At 68.4% G+C, this 17,618-nt stretch carries 20 protein-coding genes and 1 tRNA gene; 8 read left to right on the plus strand and 13 right to left on the minus strand.

All coding sequences use genetic code 11. The features are described 5' to 3' along the window. Positions 1–90: 90 nt before the first annotated feature. Complete coding sequence (gene rpmG / locus VGE03_RS14650) at positions 91–258, plus strand: 50S ribosomal protein L33 (RefSeq protein ID WP_029417689.1); 168 nt, start codon at positions 91–93, stop codon at positions 256–258. A gap of 70 nt (positions 259–328) precedes the next feature. Here the strand turns inward: rpmG and VGE03_RS14655 are convergent, their stop codons facing one another. Beyond that, complete coding sequence (locus VGE03_RS14655; RefSeq protein WP_331047214.1) at positions 329–862, minus strand: hypothetical protein; 534 nt, start codon at positions 860–862, stop codon at positions 329–331. 108 nt (positions 863–970) lie between these two features. Between VGE03_RS14655 and VGE03_RS14660 the strand changes: the two genes are divergently transcribed. Beyond that, on the plus strand, positions 971–1,156 hold the full coding sequence (locus tag VGE03_RS14660) for a hypothetical protein (protein WP_331047215.1): 186 nt from the start codon (positions 971–973) through the stop codon (positions 1,154–1,156). A gap of 4 nt (positions 1,157–1,160) precedes the next feature. Here VGE03_RS14660 and VGE03_RS14665 read toward each other — a convergent pair whose 3' ends face one another. From VGE03_RS14665 to VGE03_RS14680, 4 genes are read right to left on the minus strand one after another with little or no spacing between them, the layout of a single operon-like run. Next, positions 1,161–1,673, minus strand: a complete 513-nt coding sequence (locus VGE03_RS14665) for a hypothetical protein (protein WP_331047216.1) — start codon at positions 1,671–1,673, stop codon at positions 1,161–1,163. Further along, positions 1,673–2,194: a hypothetical protein gene (locus tag VGE03_RS14670; RefSeq protein WP_331047217.1), complete on the minus strand. Its 522-nt coding sequence runs from the start codon at positions 2,192–2,194 to the stop codon at positions 1,673–1,675. Before VGE03_RS14670 ends, VGE03_RS14665 begins: the two co-directional genes overlap by 1 nt. 22 nt (positions 2,195–2,216) lie before the next feature. Continuing rightward, positions 2,217–3,581, minus strand: a complete 1,365-nt coding sequence (locus VGE03_RS14675; RefSeq protein WP_331047218.1) for a PleD family two-component system response regulator — start codon at positions 3,579–3,581, stop codon at positions 2,217–2,219. Positions 3,582–3,587: 6 nt separating this feature from the next. After that, the gene (locus VGE03_RS14680; protein WP_141626327.1) at positions 3,588–3,953 is read right to left on the minus strand and encodes a response regulator; all 366 of its coding nucleotides are present in this window, start codon (positions 3,951–3,953) and stop codon (positions 3,588–3,590) included. Between the two features lie 373 nt (positions 3,954–4,326). On the opposite strand from VGE03_RS14680, the gene VGE03_RS14685 reads away from it, so the two are divergent. The 3 genes from VGE03_RS14685 (at position 4,327) to VGE03_RS14695 (ending at position 7,527) form a co-directional block, all read left to right on the plus strand. Continuing rightward, entirely contained in the window at positions 4,327–5,571 is a 1,245-nt protein-coding gene (locus tag VGE03_RS14685; RefSeq protein ID WP_331047219.1) for a DNA polymerase IV, read from the plus strand. Between the two features lie 188 nt (positions 5,572–5,759). Then, the gene (locus VGE03_RS14690) at positions 5,760–6,218 is read left to right on the plus strand and encodes a RidA family protein (protein ID WP_331047220.1); all 459 of its coding nucleotides are present in this window, start codon (positions 5,760–5,762) and stop codon (positions 6,216–6,218) included. A 148-nt stretch (positions 6,219–6,366) separates the two neighbouring features. Then, entirely contained in the window at positions 6,367–7,527 is a 1,161-nt protein-coding gene (locus VGE03_RS14695) for a GNAT family N-acetyltransferase (protein ID WP_331047221.1), read from the plus strand. An 8-nt stretch (positions 7,528–7,535) separates the two neighbouring features. Here the strand turns inward: VGE03_RS14695 and VGE03_RS14700 are convergent, their stop codons facing one another. Continuing rightward, a complete protein-coding gene (locus tag VGE03_RS14700; RefSeq protein WP_331047222.1) occupies positions 7,536–7,892 on the minus strand; it encodes a phage holin family protein in 357 nt (118 codons plus the stop codon). A 101-nt stretch (positions 7,893–7,993) separates the two neighbouring features. Here VGE03_RS14700 and VGE03_RS14705 point away from each other — a divergent pair, with 101 nt between their 5' ends. Beyond that, complete coding sequence (locus VGE03_RS14705; protein WP_331047223.1) at positions 7,994–8,428, plus strand: HIT family protein; 435 nt, start codon at positions 7,994–7,996, stop codon at positions 8,426–8,428. On the opposite strand, the gene VGE03_RS14710 is transcribed toward VGE03_RS14705, so the two are convergent. Next, positions 8,425–8,778, minus strand: coding sequence for a DMT family protein (locus VGE03_RS14710; protein ID WP_331047224.1), 354 nt, complete (start codon positions 8,776–8,778; stop codon positions 8,425–8,427). The genes VGE03_RS14705 and VGE03_RS14710 overlap by 4 nt on opposite strands. Before the next feature lie 61 nt (positions 8,779–8,839). On the opposite strand from VGE03_RS14710, the gene VGE03_RS14715 reads away from it, so the two are divergent. Further along, positions 8,840–8,914, plus strand: a tRNA-Thr gene (locus VGE03_RS14715). A 10-nt stretch (positions 8,915–8,924) separates the two neighbouring features. On the opposite strand, the gene VGE03_RS14720 is transcribed toward VGE03_RS14715, so the two are convergent. From VGE03_RS14720 to VGE03_RS14730, 3 genes are all read right to left on the minus strand, one after another. Continuing rightward, a complete protein-coding gene (locus VGE03_RS14720) occupies positions 8,925–9,413 on the minus strand; it encodes a hypothetical protein (RefSeq protein ID WP_331047225.1) in 489 nt (162 codons plus the stop codon). 85 nt (positions 9,414–9,498) lie between these two features. Further along, entirely contained in the window at positions 9,499–11,382 is a 1,884-nt protein-coding gene (gene feoB / locus VGE03_RS14725) for a ferrous iron transporter B (protein WP_331047226.1), read from the minus strand. Further along, on the minus strand, positions 11,382–11,648 hold the full coding sequence (locus VGE03_RS14730; protein ID WP_331047227.1) for a FeoA family protein: 267 nt from the start codon (positions 11,646–11,648) through the stop codon (positions 11,382–11,384). Before VGE03_RS14730 ends, feoB begins: the two co-directional genes overlap by 1 nt. A 155-nt stretch (positions 11,649–11,803) precedes the next feature. On the opposite strand from VGE03_RS14730, the gene VGE03_RS14735 reads away from it, so the two are divergent. Next, entirely contained in the window at positions 11,804–12,301 is a 498-nt protein-coding gene (locus VGE03_RS14735; RefSeq protein ID WP_331047228.1) for a cytochrome c family protein, read from the plus strand. A gap of 613 nt (positions 12,302–12,914) precedes the next feature. Here the strand turns inward: VGE03_RS14735 and VGE03_RS14740 are convergent. From VGE03_RS14740 to VGE03_RS14750, 3 genes are all read right to left on the minus strand, one after another. Then, complete coding sequence (locus tag VGE03_RS14740) at positions 12,915–13,253, minus strand: GIY-YIG nuclease family protein (RefSeq protein ID WP_331047229.1); 339 nt, start codon at positions 13,251–13,253, stop codon at positions 12,915–12,917. An 83-nt stretch (positions 13,254–13,336) separates the two neighbouring features. Continuing rightward, positions 13,337–16,561: an efflux RND transporter permease subunit gene (locus VGE03_RS14745; protein WP_331047232.1), complete on the minus strand. Its 3,225-nt coding sequence runs from the start codon at positions 16,559–16,561 to the stop codon at positions 13,337–13,339. Beyond that, positions 16,561–17,618: efflux RND transporter periplasmic adaptor subunit (locus VGE03_RS14750; protein ID WP_331047230.1), on the minus strand; the 1,058-nt coding region annotated here is incomplete at its 5' end. The genes VGE03_RS14745 and VGE03_RS14750, both read right to left, overlap by 1 nt.

The following is a 17,618-nucleotide window of genomic DNA, read 5'->3' on the forward strand; positions in this document are numbered from 1 at the left end:
CGTCACGCCCGTTGACTTCCGGCCGCGCCTGAGTATGTTCCGCGCCTCTCATTTCCGCGGCTTTCGCCGTCCGCAAAGGTAATTTCTCCGATGGCCAAGCCCGCCTCGATCAAAATCCGCCTGAACTCGACCGCCGACACCGGCTTCTTCTACGTCACCAAGAAGAACGCCCGCACCATGACCGAGAAGATGGTCGTCAAGAAGTACGATCCGGTCGTGAAGAAGCACGTCGAATTCAAGGAAGGCAAGATCAAGTAAGCACTTGATCGCCTGACGATTTTCGAAACGCCCGGTCAGCGATGACCGGGCGTTTTTCGTTGTCCCGCGCTCAGTGCCAGCCCCGCCGGCAGTCCTCCTGCACCCGCGCCATCGCCGCCCGGGTGTCCGCTGAAGGACCGAGGCGGTAGGTGCGTTCCTGCCGCCGCCCCCGCTCATCCACCGCCGCCAGCGTCAGGCTGCTTGAGGCGGCCAGTCGCTCGGCGAAGGCCCGGGCGTAGGCGTCATCACGCTTCCAGGCCGCGCCGACAAAGGCCTCCCACGGTTCGACCGAGGCGGGGCCGCGGTCCCAGCGGACCGTCACCTCGCGCGGCTCATAGTCATTCAGCCCGCCCAGCCGGGCGTTGGGCTGCCAACTGACCAGCAGGGTCGCCTCCCCTTGCCGCCGACATTCCACGCTGATGTAGCCGTCACGGGTCAGCAGGGAGGCCCGTGCGCCGTGCTCGTAGGTCGGACCGCTCCGGCTATGGAAATGGCGAACCTCCCAAGCCCCGAAGGTCTGGACCTCCTCGGCCTCCTGTACGGGAACGCCGCCCGACAGAAGCGCCGCCAGCACGGCGAACCCCGGCATGAACGATCCCGTCATCGGCGCGTCTCCCTTGTCCCGGCCAGTTGAAAGCAGGGGCCGGGATGAGTCCATGGGTCGGAACGCGGGGATCAGACCCCGTCACGCCTTATGTGCTAGAGGGAAGACATGACCGACCAGCCCGACGACGCTCCCGCGCCCATTCCCGAGAACGAGACCCCGGCCCAGAAGGCGCTGCGCCTGAAGCAGGCGAAGATCGCCGCCAAGCCCCAGCCCCCGCGCGGCGGCAAGTTCCAGCGCGAACAGGCGGCGCGCATCGCCGCGGGCAAGTCCAAGCCGTGGATGACGCGGTAGGGCTTCAGTGCGACCGGACCAGCGACCACACCCGGTCCTTGTCAAAGCGGGAGAGACCCAGTTCCCCGTTCGCGTCCGACTGGAACCCGGCCTTGCCGTCCCCGAGGATGCAACCACGCCAACCGGCGTCGGCCAGGTCGCGAAAACCCCGATCCGCGATCTCACGCCACTGATCGTTCGAGAGCAGCGCGCGCGCGCCTGGCCGGAAATCGTCGCGCCGGAAGGTCAGGCTCCGGCCTTCGGACCGGATGACCACAGTCTCGTGGTAGAAGCTCACCGGAACAGGCCCGCCGTTCTGCAGAGCCTGTTCGAGGCGCTCGAAGAAGGCCGGGGCCGCGCCCGGTTTCAGGGCTCCCCCGCAGGTCGGAAAGTCGTCTCCACGCATCGCCTCTGGCCGGGCGGCCTCACCGGGTAACGCCGCAGGCTCCCGGTCGCAGGCCACGAGCATCAACATCGACAGGGCTGCGCCCCAGACCCGCGCGCAGCCCGGCGGTCGATGATCGGGAACGCGGCGCATCAACACGATTCGAAGGCACGGATGCCGGTGACGTAGCACCACGCCTTGTCGGGAAGAGAGGTCCGCTCTCCGTCCACCCGCCCTTCACGCATATCGACGACGGCGCCTTCGGTGCGGGTCCCCGTGACCGTGATGCGTCGCGCATCGGACGCGTAGCGCCACTCATAGACGTTCGCCGAGGCCGGGTAGCGATCCGGCATGACGTCGCTCACCTCAAGAACGAGGTGGCTCCAGAGGACCTTGAAACCCTGCGTCGTCGGCGAGACCAGCGCGACGGACTGGATGTGAATCCCTGTGCCCCAGGCGGGGCTGTAGAACACCTCCATCGTCGGGATGCCGTCCACGACGGGCCCGGACCGGGCGCTTTCGAACCGCCCAAGCTCTTCCACCAGTTCACAGAAGCCGGCCGGCGCCCGTCGGTGATCGGGATGGCAGGTCGGATCAGAAGTCGACGTCTGCGCAGGTTCCGCCTGCCCCGAAGGAGCGGTCACGCCGATCAGGGCGAGGACAGCCGCCAGCATCGGAGCCCTCCGCCAGTTCACCTTACGCCGCCCTTGCGATCACCTGGTTGCGGCCCCGGCTCTTGGCCTCATAGACGCCTTCGTCCGCCCGCTTCAGCAGGGCGTCGGGGGTGTCGGCCGCGCTGGTCGAGCAGGCGACGCCCACAGAGACGGTGATGGTCAGGCTTTCGGCGCCGCCCATGATCGGGAAGGGCTGGGAAGCGACGTCGCGGCGGATGCGGTCAGCGACCTTCGTGGCGTCCTCCAGCGAGGCGCCGGGCATGACGACCACGAACTCCTCGCCGCCCAGGCGGCACGGCAGGTCGATGGCGCGGACATTGGTGGCCAGGCGCACCGCGAACTCGCGCAGCACCTCGTCGCCCGCGTCGTGGCCGAAGCCGTCGTTGACCGCCTTGAAGTGGTCGATGTCCATGACGAGGGCGGCGACCGGATCGCCCCCCTGCCCCGCGCGGCTCATCAGCGCCTGCAACTGCCCCGCCATGTAGCGGCGGTTGTGCAGCCCGGTCAGCGCGTCGGTGACGGCCATCTCGAGGCTGTAGTCCAGCTTCTGCTTCAGGAAGTCGGCGTAGCGCTTGCGCTTGATCTGGCTGCGGGCGCGGGCGTCCAGCTCTTCCGGATCGACCGGCTTGGGCAGGATGTCGTTGACACCCAGCTCCAGCGCCTTGATCAGGCGCGGCCGGTCGGCGGGATCGACCACCGCCAGGATCGGCACGCGGCGCGAGGCCTCGGTCGAGCGGGCCTGGGCGATGAAGCGCAGGCCGTCGAATTCGGACGCCGAGACGTTGACGATCATCAGGTCCACCGGACCGCGCGCGGCGATCAGGGCCGCGGCGGGGTCGGGCTCATGCACCGGGCGGTGCTCGTCCGACAACTGGTCGACGATCTTGCCGGCCTGCAGGGCGCTGTCGTCCACGACCAGCACCCGGCCGCCGGACCCGCGCAGGCGGCCCGCGCCGTCGGTGTCCACGCCGAAGCGGCGACCGCTCTCCTCGCGCTCGCGCAGCTCGTCCATGACCGCCTTCAGCCGCACCAGCGACTTCACGCGGGCGAACAGGATGACGTCGTCGATCGGCTTGGTGATGAAGTCGTCCGCGCCGGCTTCGAGGCCCCTGATCTTGTCCTCGCGCCCGTCCAGGGCGGTGACCAGAATGACCGGGATGTGGCGGGTGACCGGATCGGCCTTCAGCCGGCGACAGGTCTCGAACCCGTCCATGCCGGGCATCATGACGTCCAGCAGGATGATGTCGGGCCGTTCGGCCGAGGCGACCTCGATCGCCGTCGCCCCGTCCATGGCCGTCAGGACCTCATAGTACTCAAGGGTCAGCTTGGCTTCGAGCAGGCGGACGTTCGGTTCGACGTCGTCCACGACAAGGATGCGCGCCGTCATCCCGCCCTACCCCAGATGCTTCCGGACGACCTCGAGGAAATGCATCACCGAGATGGGCTTGGAGATATAGGCCTCGCAGCCGCCCTGACGGATCCGCTCCTCGTCGCCCTTCATGGCGAAGGCGGTCACGGCGACCACCGGAATGTGGTTCAGCTCTTCATCGTCCTTGAGCCATTTGGTGACCTCCAGCCCGGAGATCTCCGGTAGCTGGATATCCATCAGGATCAGGTCGGGACGATGCTGGCGCGCCAGGGCGAGCGCCTGCAGCCCTTCGCGGGTCTGCAGGGTCTCGTACCCCTGGGAATCGAGCAGATCATGAAAAAGCTTCATGTTCAGCTCGTTATCCTCGACGATGAGGACCTTCTTCGACATCACCACCCGGCCTGTTCACCCCTCTCAGGACGCGTGCGCGCCGGGGGCTTGTGCTCTTCCCTGACAGTCTCACCACGGTTCTCTTAAGTTGACGTGAAGCTGGGGTTTTCCGGGGGTTAACGGGGGGCTTCACCTCTCCATTCGCCCCGAGCGAATGGAGAGGACAGATCGGCGCACGGCGCCGATCAGGTGAGGGCGGCTCCGTCAGGGCCGAAGCTGGCTCGAACACCGGTGTCGGCGGGCCAACCGCACCCCCCTGCGCCGCCCCCACCTGATCGCTCCGCGATCTGTCCTCCCCATCGCCTTGAAGGGGCGATGGAGAGGTGAGCCGGCGATGGCTTGCCGACGGCGGCTCAGGCACAATCTCTCCCGCATGAAGTCCATCTGCCGCGACTGCCTGACGACCGACGAGCGCAAGCTCGATCGCTGCGGCGCGTGCGGGTCGCGGCGGGTGGTCAGCCATGACGAACTGGCCGACCTGACCATCGCCCATCTGGATTGCGACGCCTTCTATGCCTCGGTGGAGAAGCGCGACCGGCCGGAGTTGCGCGACGTCCCGGTCATCGTCGGCGGGGGCAAGCGGGGCGTGGTCTCGACCTGCTGCTACGTCGCCCGGATGTACGGCGTCCACTCGGCCATGCCGATGTTCAAGGCGCTGAAGGCCTGCCCCGAGGCGGTCGTGCTCAAGCCGGACTTCCGCAAGTATGTGACCGAGAGCGAGCGCATCTTCAGCGCGGTGCGGGCCCTGACGCCGCTGGTCCAGACCCTGTCGCTGGACGAGGCGTGGATCGACCTGAAGGGCACCGAGCGCCTGAACGGCGGCCCGCCCGCCTTCCAGCTGATCCGACTGCAGAAATGGATCGAGGACGAAATCGGCCTGACCGTCTCCATCGGCCTGGCTCCCAACCGTTTCCTGGCCAAGATCGCGTCCGAGCTCGACAAGCCGCGCGGCTTTTCGGTGATCGGGGCCGAGTCCGTGGCGCTGCTGGCCCCGAAGTCGGTGCGCATCCTGCCCGGCGTCGGCCCGGTGTTCGGCAAGACATTGCAGAGCGACGGCTATGCGACCGTGGGCGATCTGGCGCGGGCCGACGTGCGCGACCTGGCCAAACGCTACGGCGAGACGGGCCTGCGCCTGCATGACCTCGCCCATGGCCGCGACGCGCGGGCGGTGAAACCCGAACATGACCGCAAGGGGATGAGCGCCGAGACGACCTTCAACGAGGACCTGACGGCGGTCGCCGACCTCGAGAACGAGCTGTGGCCCCTGTGCGAGAAGCTGGCCTCCAAGGCGCGGGCGGACGGGGTCGCCAGCCGGGTGATCGTGCTGAAGCTGCGCAAGACCGACTTCAGGATCGTGACCCGTCGGATCAGCCTGCCCGAGCCGGTGCAGACGGCGCGGGCCCTGTTCGCCGCCGGGCGCGAGCTGCTGGCGCCGGAGCTGGGCGTTCCCTACCGGCTGATCGGCATCGGCATGGGAGAGGTCGTCGACGCGGTCGAGGCCCCCGCCGCCCTGTTCGAAAGCACCGAGGCCCGCACGCTCAAGACCGAGAAGGCCATCGACGCCCTGCGGCTGAAGTTCGGCAAGGCGGCCGTGGTGGCGGGGAGAGCGCTCAAATAGCCGTTCCTCCCCCTTGGGGGAGGGGGACCGCCGGAACGGCGGTGGAGGGGTCTATCCGCTCGCGCTGTCCAGGGTGAAGGGCGACTGCGCCAGGCCCAACCGCCCCTCCACCATGCTTCGCATGGTCCCCCTCCCCCAAGGGGGAGGAACGCGCTAAACCGCCCCACAAATCCCTTCTGGAGCTACCCATGACCGTCGCCGCCCGTCTCGCCGAACTCGGCATCAACCTGCCGGAACCCGCCAAGGCGGTGGCCAACTATGTGCCCTACGTCCAGTCGGGGAACCTGCTCCACATCTCGGGCCAGCTGTCGAACGACGCCTCGGGCGGCGTGAAGGGCACCGTCGGCGCCGACGTCTCGCCGGAACAGGCCCAGGCCGCCGCCCGCCTGTGCGGCGTGAACCTGCTGGCCCAGATGTCGGCCGCGCTGGACGGCGATCTGGAGCGCGTGGTGCGCGTGGTGAAGCTGGGCGGCTTCGTGCAGGCCGCCGGCGATTTCGAAGCCATCCCCGCCGTGATCAACGGCTGCTCGGACCTGATGGTCGAGGTGTTCGGCGACAAGGGCCGCCACGCCCGCTCGGCCGTCGGCGTCTACAAGCTGCCGCTGGGCTTCGCGGTCGAGGTTGATGCGATCGTGGAAGTCCGCTGATCCTGAAAACGGCCCTCATACTCCGCTCATCCCGGCGAAAGCCGGGACCCAGTTCTGTCCAGCCTGACGCAGGCGCTTCAGGACTGGCGATGGCGCACACCCGGCAAGGACGGATCACCCAAAGCACTGGGTCCCGGCTTTCGCCGGGATGAGCGGAACAGGCTTTCAAATCCGCGTCCACAACACCGTCGCCGAGATCGGCCGGGAGGCATGGGACGCCTGCGCCGCCCCGACCGGCGATCCCTTCGTCAGCTACGACTTCCTCGACGCCTGCGAGGCGTCCGGCAGCGCCGTCCCCCGCGAGGGCTGGGCGGGCCGCCATCTGGCGCTGGAGGACGAGGACGGCCGGGTGATCGGCGTCATGCCCCTCTGGCTCAAGGCCCACAGCCAGGGCGAATACGTCTTCGATCACAGCTGGGCCGACGCCTATGAGCGCGCCGGCGGGCGCTACTACCCCAAGCTTCTGGACGCCGTGCCCTTCACGCCGGTCACCGGGCCGCGGTTCCTGGGCCATCCGGACGCCGACGCCGCGACGGTGCGCGAGACCCTGCTGCAGGGCGCCCTGACCCTGACCGAACGCCTCGGCGTCTCGTCCCTGCACGTGACCTTCCCGACCCGCGAGGACCAGGACGCCATGGGCGAGGCGGGCCTGCTGCGGCGGCAGGACATCCAGTACGTCTGGCGCAACGGCGGCTACGCGACCTTCGACGACTTCCTGTCAGCCCTGTCCTCGAGCCGCCGCAAGACGGTCAGGCGCGAGCGGCGCGAGGCCAACGTCGGGCTGGACATCCGGGTGCTGACGGGGGCGGACATCCTCGAAGCGCACTGGGACGCCTTCTTCCGCTTCTACATGGACACGGGCTCCCGCAAATGGGGCCGGCCCTATCTGACGCGGGACTTCTTCACCCGCATCGGCGCCACGATGGCGGACCGGATCGCCTTGGTGATGGCGTTCCGGGACGGCGAGCCGCTGGCGGGGGCGCTGAACTTCATCGGCCGCGACGCCCTGTACGGCCGTCAGTGGGGCGCGCTGGACGAGGTCCCCTTCCTGCATTTCGAGCTCTGCTACTACCGCGCCATCGAGTTCGCGATCGAACGCGGCCTGTCGCGGGTCGAGGCGGGCGCGCAGGGCGACCACAAGATCGCGCGCGGCTACCTGCCCTCGCCGGTGTACTCGGCGCACTTCATCGCCGACCCCGGCCTGCGCGGAGCGGTGGCCGACTATCTGGAGCGCGAGCGCCCGGCCATGGAGGCCGAGATGCACGCCATGGCGGAAGACCTGTCGCCCTTCCGCAAGGACCTTGGGTAGCTCGCAGGTTAGCGGGCAGCCGGCTCCGGCCCGATGAACCAGCCGGCGATCCAGCTGACGATGCCGGTGACGATGGCCGCGCCGATGCCGGCGCCGAGCCCGGCGACCGTGAAACCGCCCAGCAGCCAGGCGACCAGACCGATGACGGCGGCGTTCACCACCAGCAGGAACAGGCCGAAGGTGATCATGGTCAGCGGGAAGGTGATCACCGTCAGGATCGGCCGCACGACCGCGTTGGCGATGCCCAGCAGGATCGCCGCGAAGGCCAGCGAGCCGTTGTCGCTGAACGACACCCCGGGGACGATCCGGGCCGCGAGCCACAGGGCCAGGCAGGTGACGAGGAACTGTACGATCAGGCGCAGCATGGCGAACTCCATCCGGGAACCTTGACCATAACACCTGAACGGCCGCGGGGCTCCCCTCCCCGCGCAGGGATTGCTAGCCTGCGACTTCAACGGAGCCCGCCATGACCCTTCACGCCGCCTACGACCCGGACAACATCTTCGCGAAGATCCTGCGCGGCGAGATTCCGTCGGTGAAGGTGTGGGAGGACGACGACGTCCTGGTCTTCATGGACGTCTTCCCCCAGTCGGAAGGCCACGCCCTGATCATCTCCAAGACCTCGACCGCCCGGAACCTGCTGGAGATCGAACCGGAGGCGCTGGCGAAGGTGATCGCGGCGACCCAGCGGACGGCGAAGGCGATCGAGACGGCGCTGAAGCCCGAGGGCTTCCAGATCGTCCAGTACAACGGCGAGGCGGGCGGCCAGACCGTCTTCCACCTGCATTTCCACGTCATCCCGCGCTGGGTGGACCGCCAGATGAAGGGCCACGGCCATGCGCCGATGGCGGACGCGGCGGTGCTGCGCGGACTGGCCGACCGGATCGCCGCCGCGCTCTAGAGCGGGCCCCGGAAAATGAACCACGCCCCGGCGATGATCAGGGCGAAGCCGACCGCGTGGTTCATCGTCAGCTTCTCGCCGAGGAAGGTGACCGAGAAGACGGCGAAGACGATCAGGGTGATCACCTCCTGCATCGTCTTCAGCTCGGCGGCCGAATAGACCTGATGGCCGATCCGGTTGGCGGGGACGGCCAGGCAGTATTCGAAGAAGGCGATGCCCCAACTGACGATCACCACGATCCACAGCGGCTTCGACCCGAATTTCAGGTGTCCGTACCAGGCCAGGGTCATGAAGACGTTGGAGGCGACCAGCATCAGCACCGGCGCCAGATGGGGAATGGAGATCGGCACGACGGGCCCCGCTTGCGTATCGCCCCATGCGCCAGCATAAGGACGGCCCGTCAAGCGGGACGCCGGATTAGCACAGCGGTAGTGCAGCGGTTTTGTAAACCGAAGGTCGGGGGTTCGATCCCCTCATCCGGCACCACTCTTCCCGATCAGAAGATCAGTCGCGCCCGGGTTTCGTGCAGCCGCGCGAAATGCGCCGCGGCCTGTTCGCCGAACAGCACCGGATCGGACGAGTGGGCGTCCTCGATCACCGCCAGGACCGCGTCGATCGCCTCCTCTCGCGAGGGCTGGCGGCCGTCGGCCAGGCGCTCGAGCAGCTCCAGCAGGTTTTCGCGACGCAGCTTGGCTTGGGCCTTGAGGACCTTGTCCCCGGCGGCGGCGCGACGCGGCGGCAGCGGCTCGGCGAAAACGGGGATGTCGAGGAAGGCGTCCTCGACCGGCGGCCCGATCTCCGGCGCGGGCGGGCGCACGGTCTGCACGGCGGTCTCGGCGAAGGGAATTTTGACGGGCGCTTCCGCGCCGACGTCCGGTTCGCCGCCCTCATTCAGCTTGCCGCAGCGTCGGCAGCGTTCCGAGCGATGGCGCTCGGACCAGAAATAATCGTGCCTGCAAAGCAGCGGCTTGAGCGGCGACAGCATGATCCAACCCCCGGATGCCCGGGAGATCGACCCTTGCCGTCGCCTTGTCAATCAAGGGTCTCCCGAATGGGGAACCCGGCGGGCGTCACCCCCCGCCGAGCGCGACCGCCACGCGGTAGGTCACGAACGACGCCAGATAGGCCAGGCCGAACATGTAGACGATCATGATCCACGTCCATTTCAGCGAGTTGGTCTCGCGGCGGACCACGCCCAGCGTCGGCAGGCACTGGGGCGCGAAGATGTACCAGGCCAGGAAGGCCAGCCCCGTCGCCAGCGACCAGTTGGCGGCCAGGACCCCGGCCATGGCGCTGGTCGCGTTCTCGGCGTCGGCGACTGAATAGACGGTGCCGAGCGCGGCCACGGCCACCTCGCGCGCGGCCATGCCGGGCACCAGCGCCACGACCATCTGCCAGTTGAAGCCGATGGGACGGAACAGGGGCTCCAACGCATGGCCGATCATGCCGGCGAAGGAGTAGTCGATGGCCGGGCCGGTCGCGCCTTCCGGCGGATAGGGGAAGGTCGACAGGAACCAGACGGCGATCATCAGCGGCAGGATGATGCGGGCGGCGCGGTTGATGAAGATCTTCGCCCGGAGCCACAGATTGAACAGGACGTTCTTCAGATCCGGGACCTTGTAGGCCGGCAGCTCCATCATGAAGGGCTCGGTCGAGCCCCTCCAGAAGATCTTGCGGATGACGAAGGACACGGTCAGGGCGCTGAAGATGCCCGCGGCGTACAGGCCGAACATGACCAGCCCCTGCAGGTTCGCGAAGCCCCAGACGGTCTCGTTCGGAATGAAGGCGGCGATGATCAGCACATAGACGGGGATGCGCGCCGAACAGGTCATCAGCGGCGCGACCAGAATGGTCGTCAGGCGGTCGCGGCGGTTATCGATCACCCGCGTCGCCATGATGCCCGGAATGGCGCAGGCGAAGCTGGACAGCAGCGGGATGAAGGCGCGGCCGTGCAGCCCGGCGCCGCCCATGATCCTGTCCATCAGGAAGGCCGCGCGGGCCATGTAGCCGAAATCTTCCAGCGCGATGATGAAGGCGAAGATGATCAGGATCTGCGGCAGGAAGACCAGCACGCTGGCCACGCCGCCGATCAGGCCGTCGACCAGCAGGCTCTGGAACAGCCCCCACAGGCCTTCGTCGGGGATGACGCCGGCGATCCCCTGCCCCACGAAGCCGATCCCGGCCTCGATGCCGTCCATGGCCGGGGCGGCCCAGGCGAAGACCGACTGGAACATGACGAATAGGATGCCCAGCAGGATCACCAGACCGGCCACCGGGTGCAGCAGCACGCTGTCGATCTTGCCCGTCAGGGTGTCCGGCCGCTCGGGCGGCAGGACATAGGCCTTCATGATGCGCTCGGCCTCGCGGGCCTTGCCGCGCAGGGCCTCGGCGTCGGGGGCGACCCAGTCGCCGTCGCCGAAGGCGGCGTTGGCGGCCAGCACGGCCTCGACCTCGGCGACCAGATCGTCGATGCCGCGGCGACGGGTGGCCACGGTGGTGATGATCGGCACGCCCAGTTCGGCGCGCAGGCCGTCCAGATCGATGCGCAGCCCCTGACGCTGGGCGATGTCGAACATGTTGAGCGCCAGCACCATCGGACGGCCGATGGCCTTCAGCTCGAGGATCAGGCGCAGGACGAGGCGCAGGTTGGTGGCGTCGGCCACGGCCACGAGCACGTCCGGCGGCGTCTCGCCCGCCAGCTTGCCCAGAACGGCGTCGCGGGTGACTTCCTCGTCGGGGCTGCGGGCGCGCAGCGAATAGGTGCCCGGCAGGTCCAGCACCGAGATCGAACGGCCCGAGGCCGAACGGATGAAGCCCTCCTTCCGCTCGACGGTGACGCCGGCGTAGTTGGCGACCTTCTGGTGCGACCCGGTCAGGGCGTTGAACAGGGCGGTCTTGCCGCTGTTCGGGTTGCCGACCAGGGCGATGCGGGCGGTCTTGAGCGCGACGTCCATCAGGCGGCGTCCAGCTTCACGACCAGGCTGGCGGCCTCATGGCGACGCAGGGCCACGCGCATGTCATCGACCTTCAGGGCGATGGGATCGCGGCCGAACAGGCCCTCGTGCAGCAGTTCGACCCGCGCGCCTTCCACAAACCCCAGCTCCAGCAGGCGACGCTCAAGCTCGATGGCGTCGCTCTGGTGATGGCAGTGCTCGCCGACCTTGATGATGACGCCGCGGGCGCCCTTGCGGGCGTCGCTCAGTTTGAGGGTGTCGGACATGAAACTCGTATGGGACGCCGGCGCGAAAGGAGCGCGCCATTTGCTGACAGTGATTATCAGGTGCGACACCCAAGCGTCCACCCCGCCCAAGCGTCGCAGGCGGTTGCCGATGGTCGCAGTTGAGCTATCACTGGCGCGGTTTCCGGAGCCTGCCCATGACCCGCCTCGCCCTCGCCGCCGCCCTCCTGCTGGGCCTGTCCGCCTGCGGCGACGGCGGCGCCGGACCGGCCGCGCCCAAGGCCCCGCCCAAGCCTGAACTGACCCCGCAGCAGAAGGCCGCCCTGCTGGCCGCCCTCCCCGCGCCCTACAATCAGGGCGACCTCGAGAACGGCCGCCGCGTCTTCTCCCGCTGCCGGTCCTGCCACACGGTCGCCGAGGGCGGCGCGAACATGACCGGCCCCAACCTGTACGGCGTCTTCGGCCGTCAGGCGGGCGGCGTTGAGGGCTACAATTATTCGACCGCGGTGAAGAACGCCGGCTTCGTCTGGGACGCCGAACATCTGGATCAGTGGCTGGAGAACCCGCACACCTTCCTGAAGGGCACGAAGATGAGCTTCGCCGGCCTAGACGACGCCACGGACCGCCGCGACGTCATCGCCTGGCTGAAGGTCGAGACGGGTTATGTGGCGGAGGGGCCGGCGGCCCCACAATAGCTCTCGTCATCGTTGGACGGCGGCCGGTTCGGCCGTCGTGTTTCGACGTCCGCCATCGGCGCGTCAGCGAATGACCGATTACTCCCGGTTGCGGACGTTCAGCGCCTTAGGCTGTTAAGCACCTTATGACCGCTGTGATCCAGTTGGACGTGGGGCGTGATCGCGTCTTCCTCGTCACTCCACCAATCCGGCGGCGTGTCGAACACCACCATGTCCCTGAAGGCAGCATGTATCGCTTCAGCACTGGGCGCGGCGATCCACCACCACAAGCCGCCCATCCCGTAGTCATAGCAGACCAAAAACTCTCGCATGACGGCACTAGTTCGTGAACGAAGGACCACTGTCTACCCATGGCGGACATTGCTGACGTCCGGGTTCAGCTGGCGCAGTTCCATCCCCCTTATGCTGTCGTCATCCCGGCGAAGGCCGGGACCCAGCGGCGCGCGTGAGCGCGAAGCTGTCGGGAGCGCTGACGATTGATACAGCAACCGTATTCGGGTGCCGCCGGTGTTTCGCCGCCGTCGCGGCGCCGCTGGGTCCCGGCCTTCGCCGGGATGACGATAGCAGTGGGAGATGGAGCGGGGCTTTCGGGATGACGATGGCAGTCCGGCGCCTATTCCTCCTCAGGCGGCGTCCAGTTCGGGTCGTTCTCAGGAAACCAGTCTGCAGCCAGATCGAGCCAGTCGGGGTTCGTTTCCTCGATGAGCCTGAGCTTCCAGTCCCGCTGCCATTCCTTGATCCGCTTCTCGCGGACAATCGCCTGCGTGCCCCATGGGAAGCGCTCAAACCAGACGAGACGCGTGCAGCCGTAGGTCTTGCTGAAGCCTTCGAAGGTACCCGCCCTGTGCTTCCAGACGCGCGCGCCAAGATTGGAGGTCATGCCGGTGTACAGCGTGCCGTTCCGCCCGCTGCACATGATGTAGGTCGCGATGAAGCGGCGGTGCGACGGCATCCGCACAATCTATGGGTTTGTTGCAATACTCGCCATAGCTATCGTCATCCCGGCGAAGGCCGGGATGACGATGATAGCGCGACCTACTCCACCCGCTTCGTTTCGGCGACCGTTTCCTGCGCTTCCCATTCCTCGATCTTGCGGGCGGTGTATTCCGGCGACTTCGTGAAGCGCGCCAGCACGCCGTAGATCACCGGCACGATGAACAGGGTCAGGATCGTCGCGAACATGGCGCCGGTGAAGATCACCACGCCGATGGTCTGACGGCTGCCCGCGCCCGCCCCTTGCCACAGCATCAGCGGCAGCGCGCCGAAGGCGGTGGCGATCGAGGTCATGATGATCGGGCGCAGACGCAGGGTCGAGCTTTCGATGATCGCTTCGCGGATCGAACGCCCCTGATCGCGCAGCTGGTTGGCGAACTCCACGATCAGGATGCCGTTCTTCGCGGCCACGCCGATCAGGATGATCAGACCGATCTGCGAGTAGATGTTCAGGCTGGAGCCCGCCATCACCAGACCGAACAGGCCGCCCGCGGCCGCCAGCGGCACGGTCAGCATGATCACCGCCGGGGTGATCCAGCTCTCGAACTGGGCCGCCAGCACCAGGAAGACCAGCAGCAGCGCCAGGCCGAAGGCGGCGGCCACGGCGCCGCCCGCCTCCTGCTGGTCGCGGGCCGCGCCGCCCCATTGCGTGGTCACCACGCCCTGCGGTTGCTGCGCGGCCACCTCGGTCAGGAAGCCGGTGGCGTCGACGAGCGTCATGCCCGGATTCAGGTCCGCGCTCAGGGTGATGGCCCGCTGCCGGTCCAGGCGACGCCGCTCCGGGGTGTCCCCGGTCGTCTCCGTCGTCACGACCGCCGAGAGCGGCACCAGCGCGCCCGACCCGGTATTGACATACAGGGCCTCGAGGTCGCCGACGCTGCGCCGGTCCTCGCGCTCCGTCTGCAGGACGACGTCGTATTCCTGGCCGCCCTTCAGATAGGTCGTGGCGCGGCGGGAGCCGAACATGGTCTCCAGCGTACGGCCGATCGACTGCGACGAGACGCCAAGCGCCGCGGCCCTCTCGGGATCGACGTCGACCAGGACGCGCGGCGCGTTGGGCTCGTAGTTCAGGCGGGGGCGCGAGAAGCCGGGGTTCTGCAGCGACGCGGCCAGCACCGGCTGCAGCCAGTCGTAGATTTCCTCGTACTCGGCGCCCGTGACCACCATCTCGATGGAATTCGAGTTGCCGCCGCCGCGCTGGAAGGCGCCGGGGGTCGAGGCGTTGACCTGGGCCCCGGTCTGGCTGCGCAGCTTGCCGTTCAGCTCCTGAGCGATCTCGTCGGCCGAGCGGTCCCTTTCGGACCAGTCGGCGAGGGTGAGCACCGCATTGCCCGAGTTGAAGCTGCCGCCGCCGAAACCGGGCGCCGAGACGAGGTAGGTCTCGGCCTCGCCGTTGGCGACGTATTCGGCCAGCGTCGGCTCCAGCCCCAGCATGATCTCGCGGGTGTAGTCGAAGCCGGCGCCTTCCGGCCCCTGCACCCGCACCGAAACGCGGCCGCGATCCTCATCCGGCACAAGGGTCTCCGGCAGGGTCAGGAACATGGCCGCTGCGCCGCCGCCCACCAGGACGATCAGGCCCACGACGCCGACCACCGCGGATCGGCGCCCGATCAGCGCCTGCAGCGAGGCGCCGTAGGACGTCTTCAGCCGGTCCATGGCCCAGTCGACCCTGCGCGCCACCCAGCCGCCGCTGGTGGCGGGACGCAGGATCTTGGAGGCCAGCATCGGCGACAGGGTCAGGGCCAGGAAGGCCGAGAAGGCGACAGCGGCGGCGATGGCCGCCGCCAGCTCGACGAACAGGCGGCCCACGTAGCCGGGCAGGAACAGCAGCGGGGCGAAGAACGACAGCAGCACCACGGTGGTGGCCACGACCGCGAAGAACACCTGCCGCGCCCCGCGCTCGGCGGCGACCAGCGGCGGTTCGCCGTGGTCGAGGCGACGCTGGATGTTCTCGGTCACCACGATGGCGTCGTCGACCACCAGGCCGATGGCCAGCACCAGCGCCAGCAGGGTCAAGAGGTTCAGCGAGAAGCCCAGCGGCGCCAGCACGATGAAGGTCGCCAGCAGGCAGATCGGCGCGACGACAGACGGGATGATCGCCGCCCGCAGGGTGCCGAGGAAGATAAAGTTGACCAGGGCCACCAGCGCCATGGAGATGCCGATGGTGATCCACACCTCGTCGATCGCGTGCGAGGTGAACACCGAATTGTCCGAGCCGACCACCAGCTCCACGCCCTCCGGCAGGCTGGGCTCGACGTCCTCGATCATCTGCCGCACGCCCTTGGAGATGGCGAGGTCGTTCGACTGGGCCTGCCGGGTGATCGCGAGGCCGATCTGATCCAGCCCGTTGCCGCGGAACAGGCGACGATCCTCCTCAGGCGCCTCCTCCACCCGGGCGATATCGCCCAGGCGGGTGACATAGCCGGCCTGGCCGAGAATGGCGCCGCTCGCCCCGCTGGGCAGTCCGCCCGCGGCCGAGGCCCCTGCGGAAGTCCCCGTGGACGTCCCGGTCGAGGTGGTCAGTCCGCGCGCGCCGATCGGCAGTTGCCGGAAATCCTCGGCGTTGGCGTAGGTCCGGGCCACCCGGACCGTGTAGTTCTTCTGCCCCGACTCCAGCGCCCCGGCGGGCAGTTCGACGTTCTGGGTGGTCAGAGCGCTCTCGACGTCGGTGACCGTGATTCCGCGCGCCGCCATCGCCCCGGCGTCGAGCCAGATGCGCATGGCATAGCGCTGCTCGCCGTAAATGTTCACCGCCGCCACGCCGGGCACGGTCGCGAAGCGATCCAGCAGGTACCGGTCCGCGTAATCCGTCAGCTCAAGCCGGTTCATGGTCGAGGCGCGCAGGAACAGGATCATGATCGGCTGGGCGTCGGAGTCGGCCTTGCGCACCTCCGGCGGGTCGGCCTGGTCCGGCAGGTTTCCGACCACCCGCGAGACCCGATCGCGCACATCGTTGGCGGCGTCGTCGATATCGCGATCCAGCGAGAACTCGACCGACACGCTCGAGCGGCCATCGCGGCTGGTCGAATTGATCCGCTCGACGCCCTGGATGCCGGCGATCTGCTGCTCGATCCGTTCGGTGATGCGGCTCTCGATCACTTCCGCCGAGGCGCCGGCGTAGCTGGTGTTGACCGAGACGATCGGCGGATCGACGTCGGGCAGTTCGCGCACCGGCAGGAAGAAGAAGCAGGCCGCGCCGATGACGCACAGCACGATGGCCGCCACCGCCGCGAAGACAGGGCGCCGGACCGCGACGTCGGACAGCATCATCGAGCGGCGCCCTTCTCGTTCGCCGTCGCGCGCGGCGCTGCGCCGGCGACGCGGATCGGGGCGCCGGGCTGGATGCGGTTCAGGCCCGAGCCGACCACCCGGTCGCCCGCGTTCAGGCCGGAGACGATCTCGACGAAGCCGCCCTCGACCGCGCCGGTGTCGACCTCTACCCGCTGCGCGGTCGCCCCGCCTTCGCCAGCGGCGATACGATATACGAAGGCGCCTTCGCCCTCGTATTGCACGGCCGATTCCGGGACTGCGGGCGCGGTCCGCTGCCCTTGGGCGACGGTGACCCGCACGGCCATGCCGGGACGAATGCGCCAGCCCGGATTGGGGATTTCCGCCCGCGCCGTCACCGACCGCGTCTGCTCATTGACCCGGGTGTCGATCAGGGCGATGCGGCCGCTGAAGACCTGCCCCGGATATGCATCCACGGTCGCGGCGATCGGCTGTCCGGCGCGCCGCACGCCGAGGTACCGTTCGGGAATCGGGAAGTCGACGCGCACCACGTCGATATCGTCCAGGGTGGCGATCACGGCGCCCGGATTGACCAGGGTGCCGGCGGTGACCGTGCTCAGCCCGAGCACGCCGGCGAAGGGCGCGCGAATTGTGCGATCGCCCTGTCGCGCCTGCGCCGCGTTGAGCCCAGCCTGCGCGGTCTCCAGCTGGGTCTCGTACTGTTCGACCATCATCGGCGACGCGAAGCCGCGTTCGCCCAATTCGCGATACCGCTCGTACATCGAGCGCGCCTGGGCCACCTGGGCGCGAGCTTCGATGACGCCGGCGTCCTCTTCACGCGCCTGCAACTGCACCAGCGGCGCCCCGGCGGCGACGCGCTGGCCGTCTGCGAACAGCACGCGGGTGATCAGTTCGCTGGTCGAGGAGGTGATGTTCACCGAGCGCCGGCCGCGCGCCACGCCGAGCACGCGGATCTGGTCGCTGAACGGGCGCGGCGTCGCCACCGCCTGCGACACCTGCTGCCCGCCGCCCCGGCCGCCCGGACCACCGGGGCCCTTGCCCGTCTCCTCGCCGGCGAACGCCATGCGCAGGATGA

The sequence above is a fragment of the Brevundimonas sp. genome (genome assembly GCF_036400995.1).
Taxonomy (GTDB): Bacteria; Pseudomonadota; Alphaproteobacteria; order Caulobacterales; family Caulobacteraceae; genus Brevundimonas.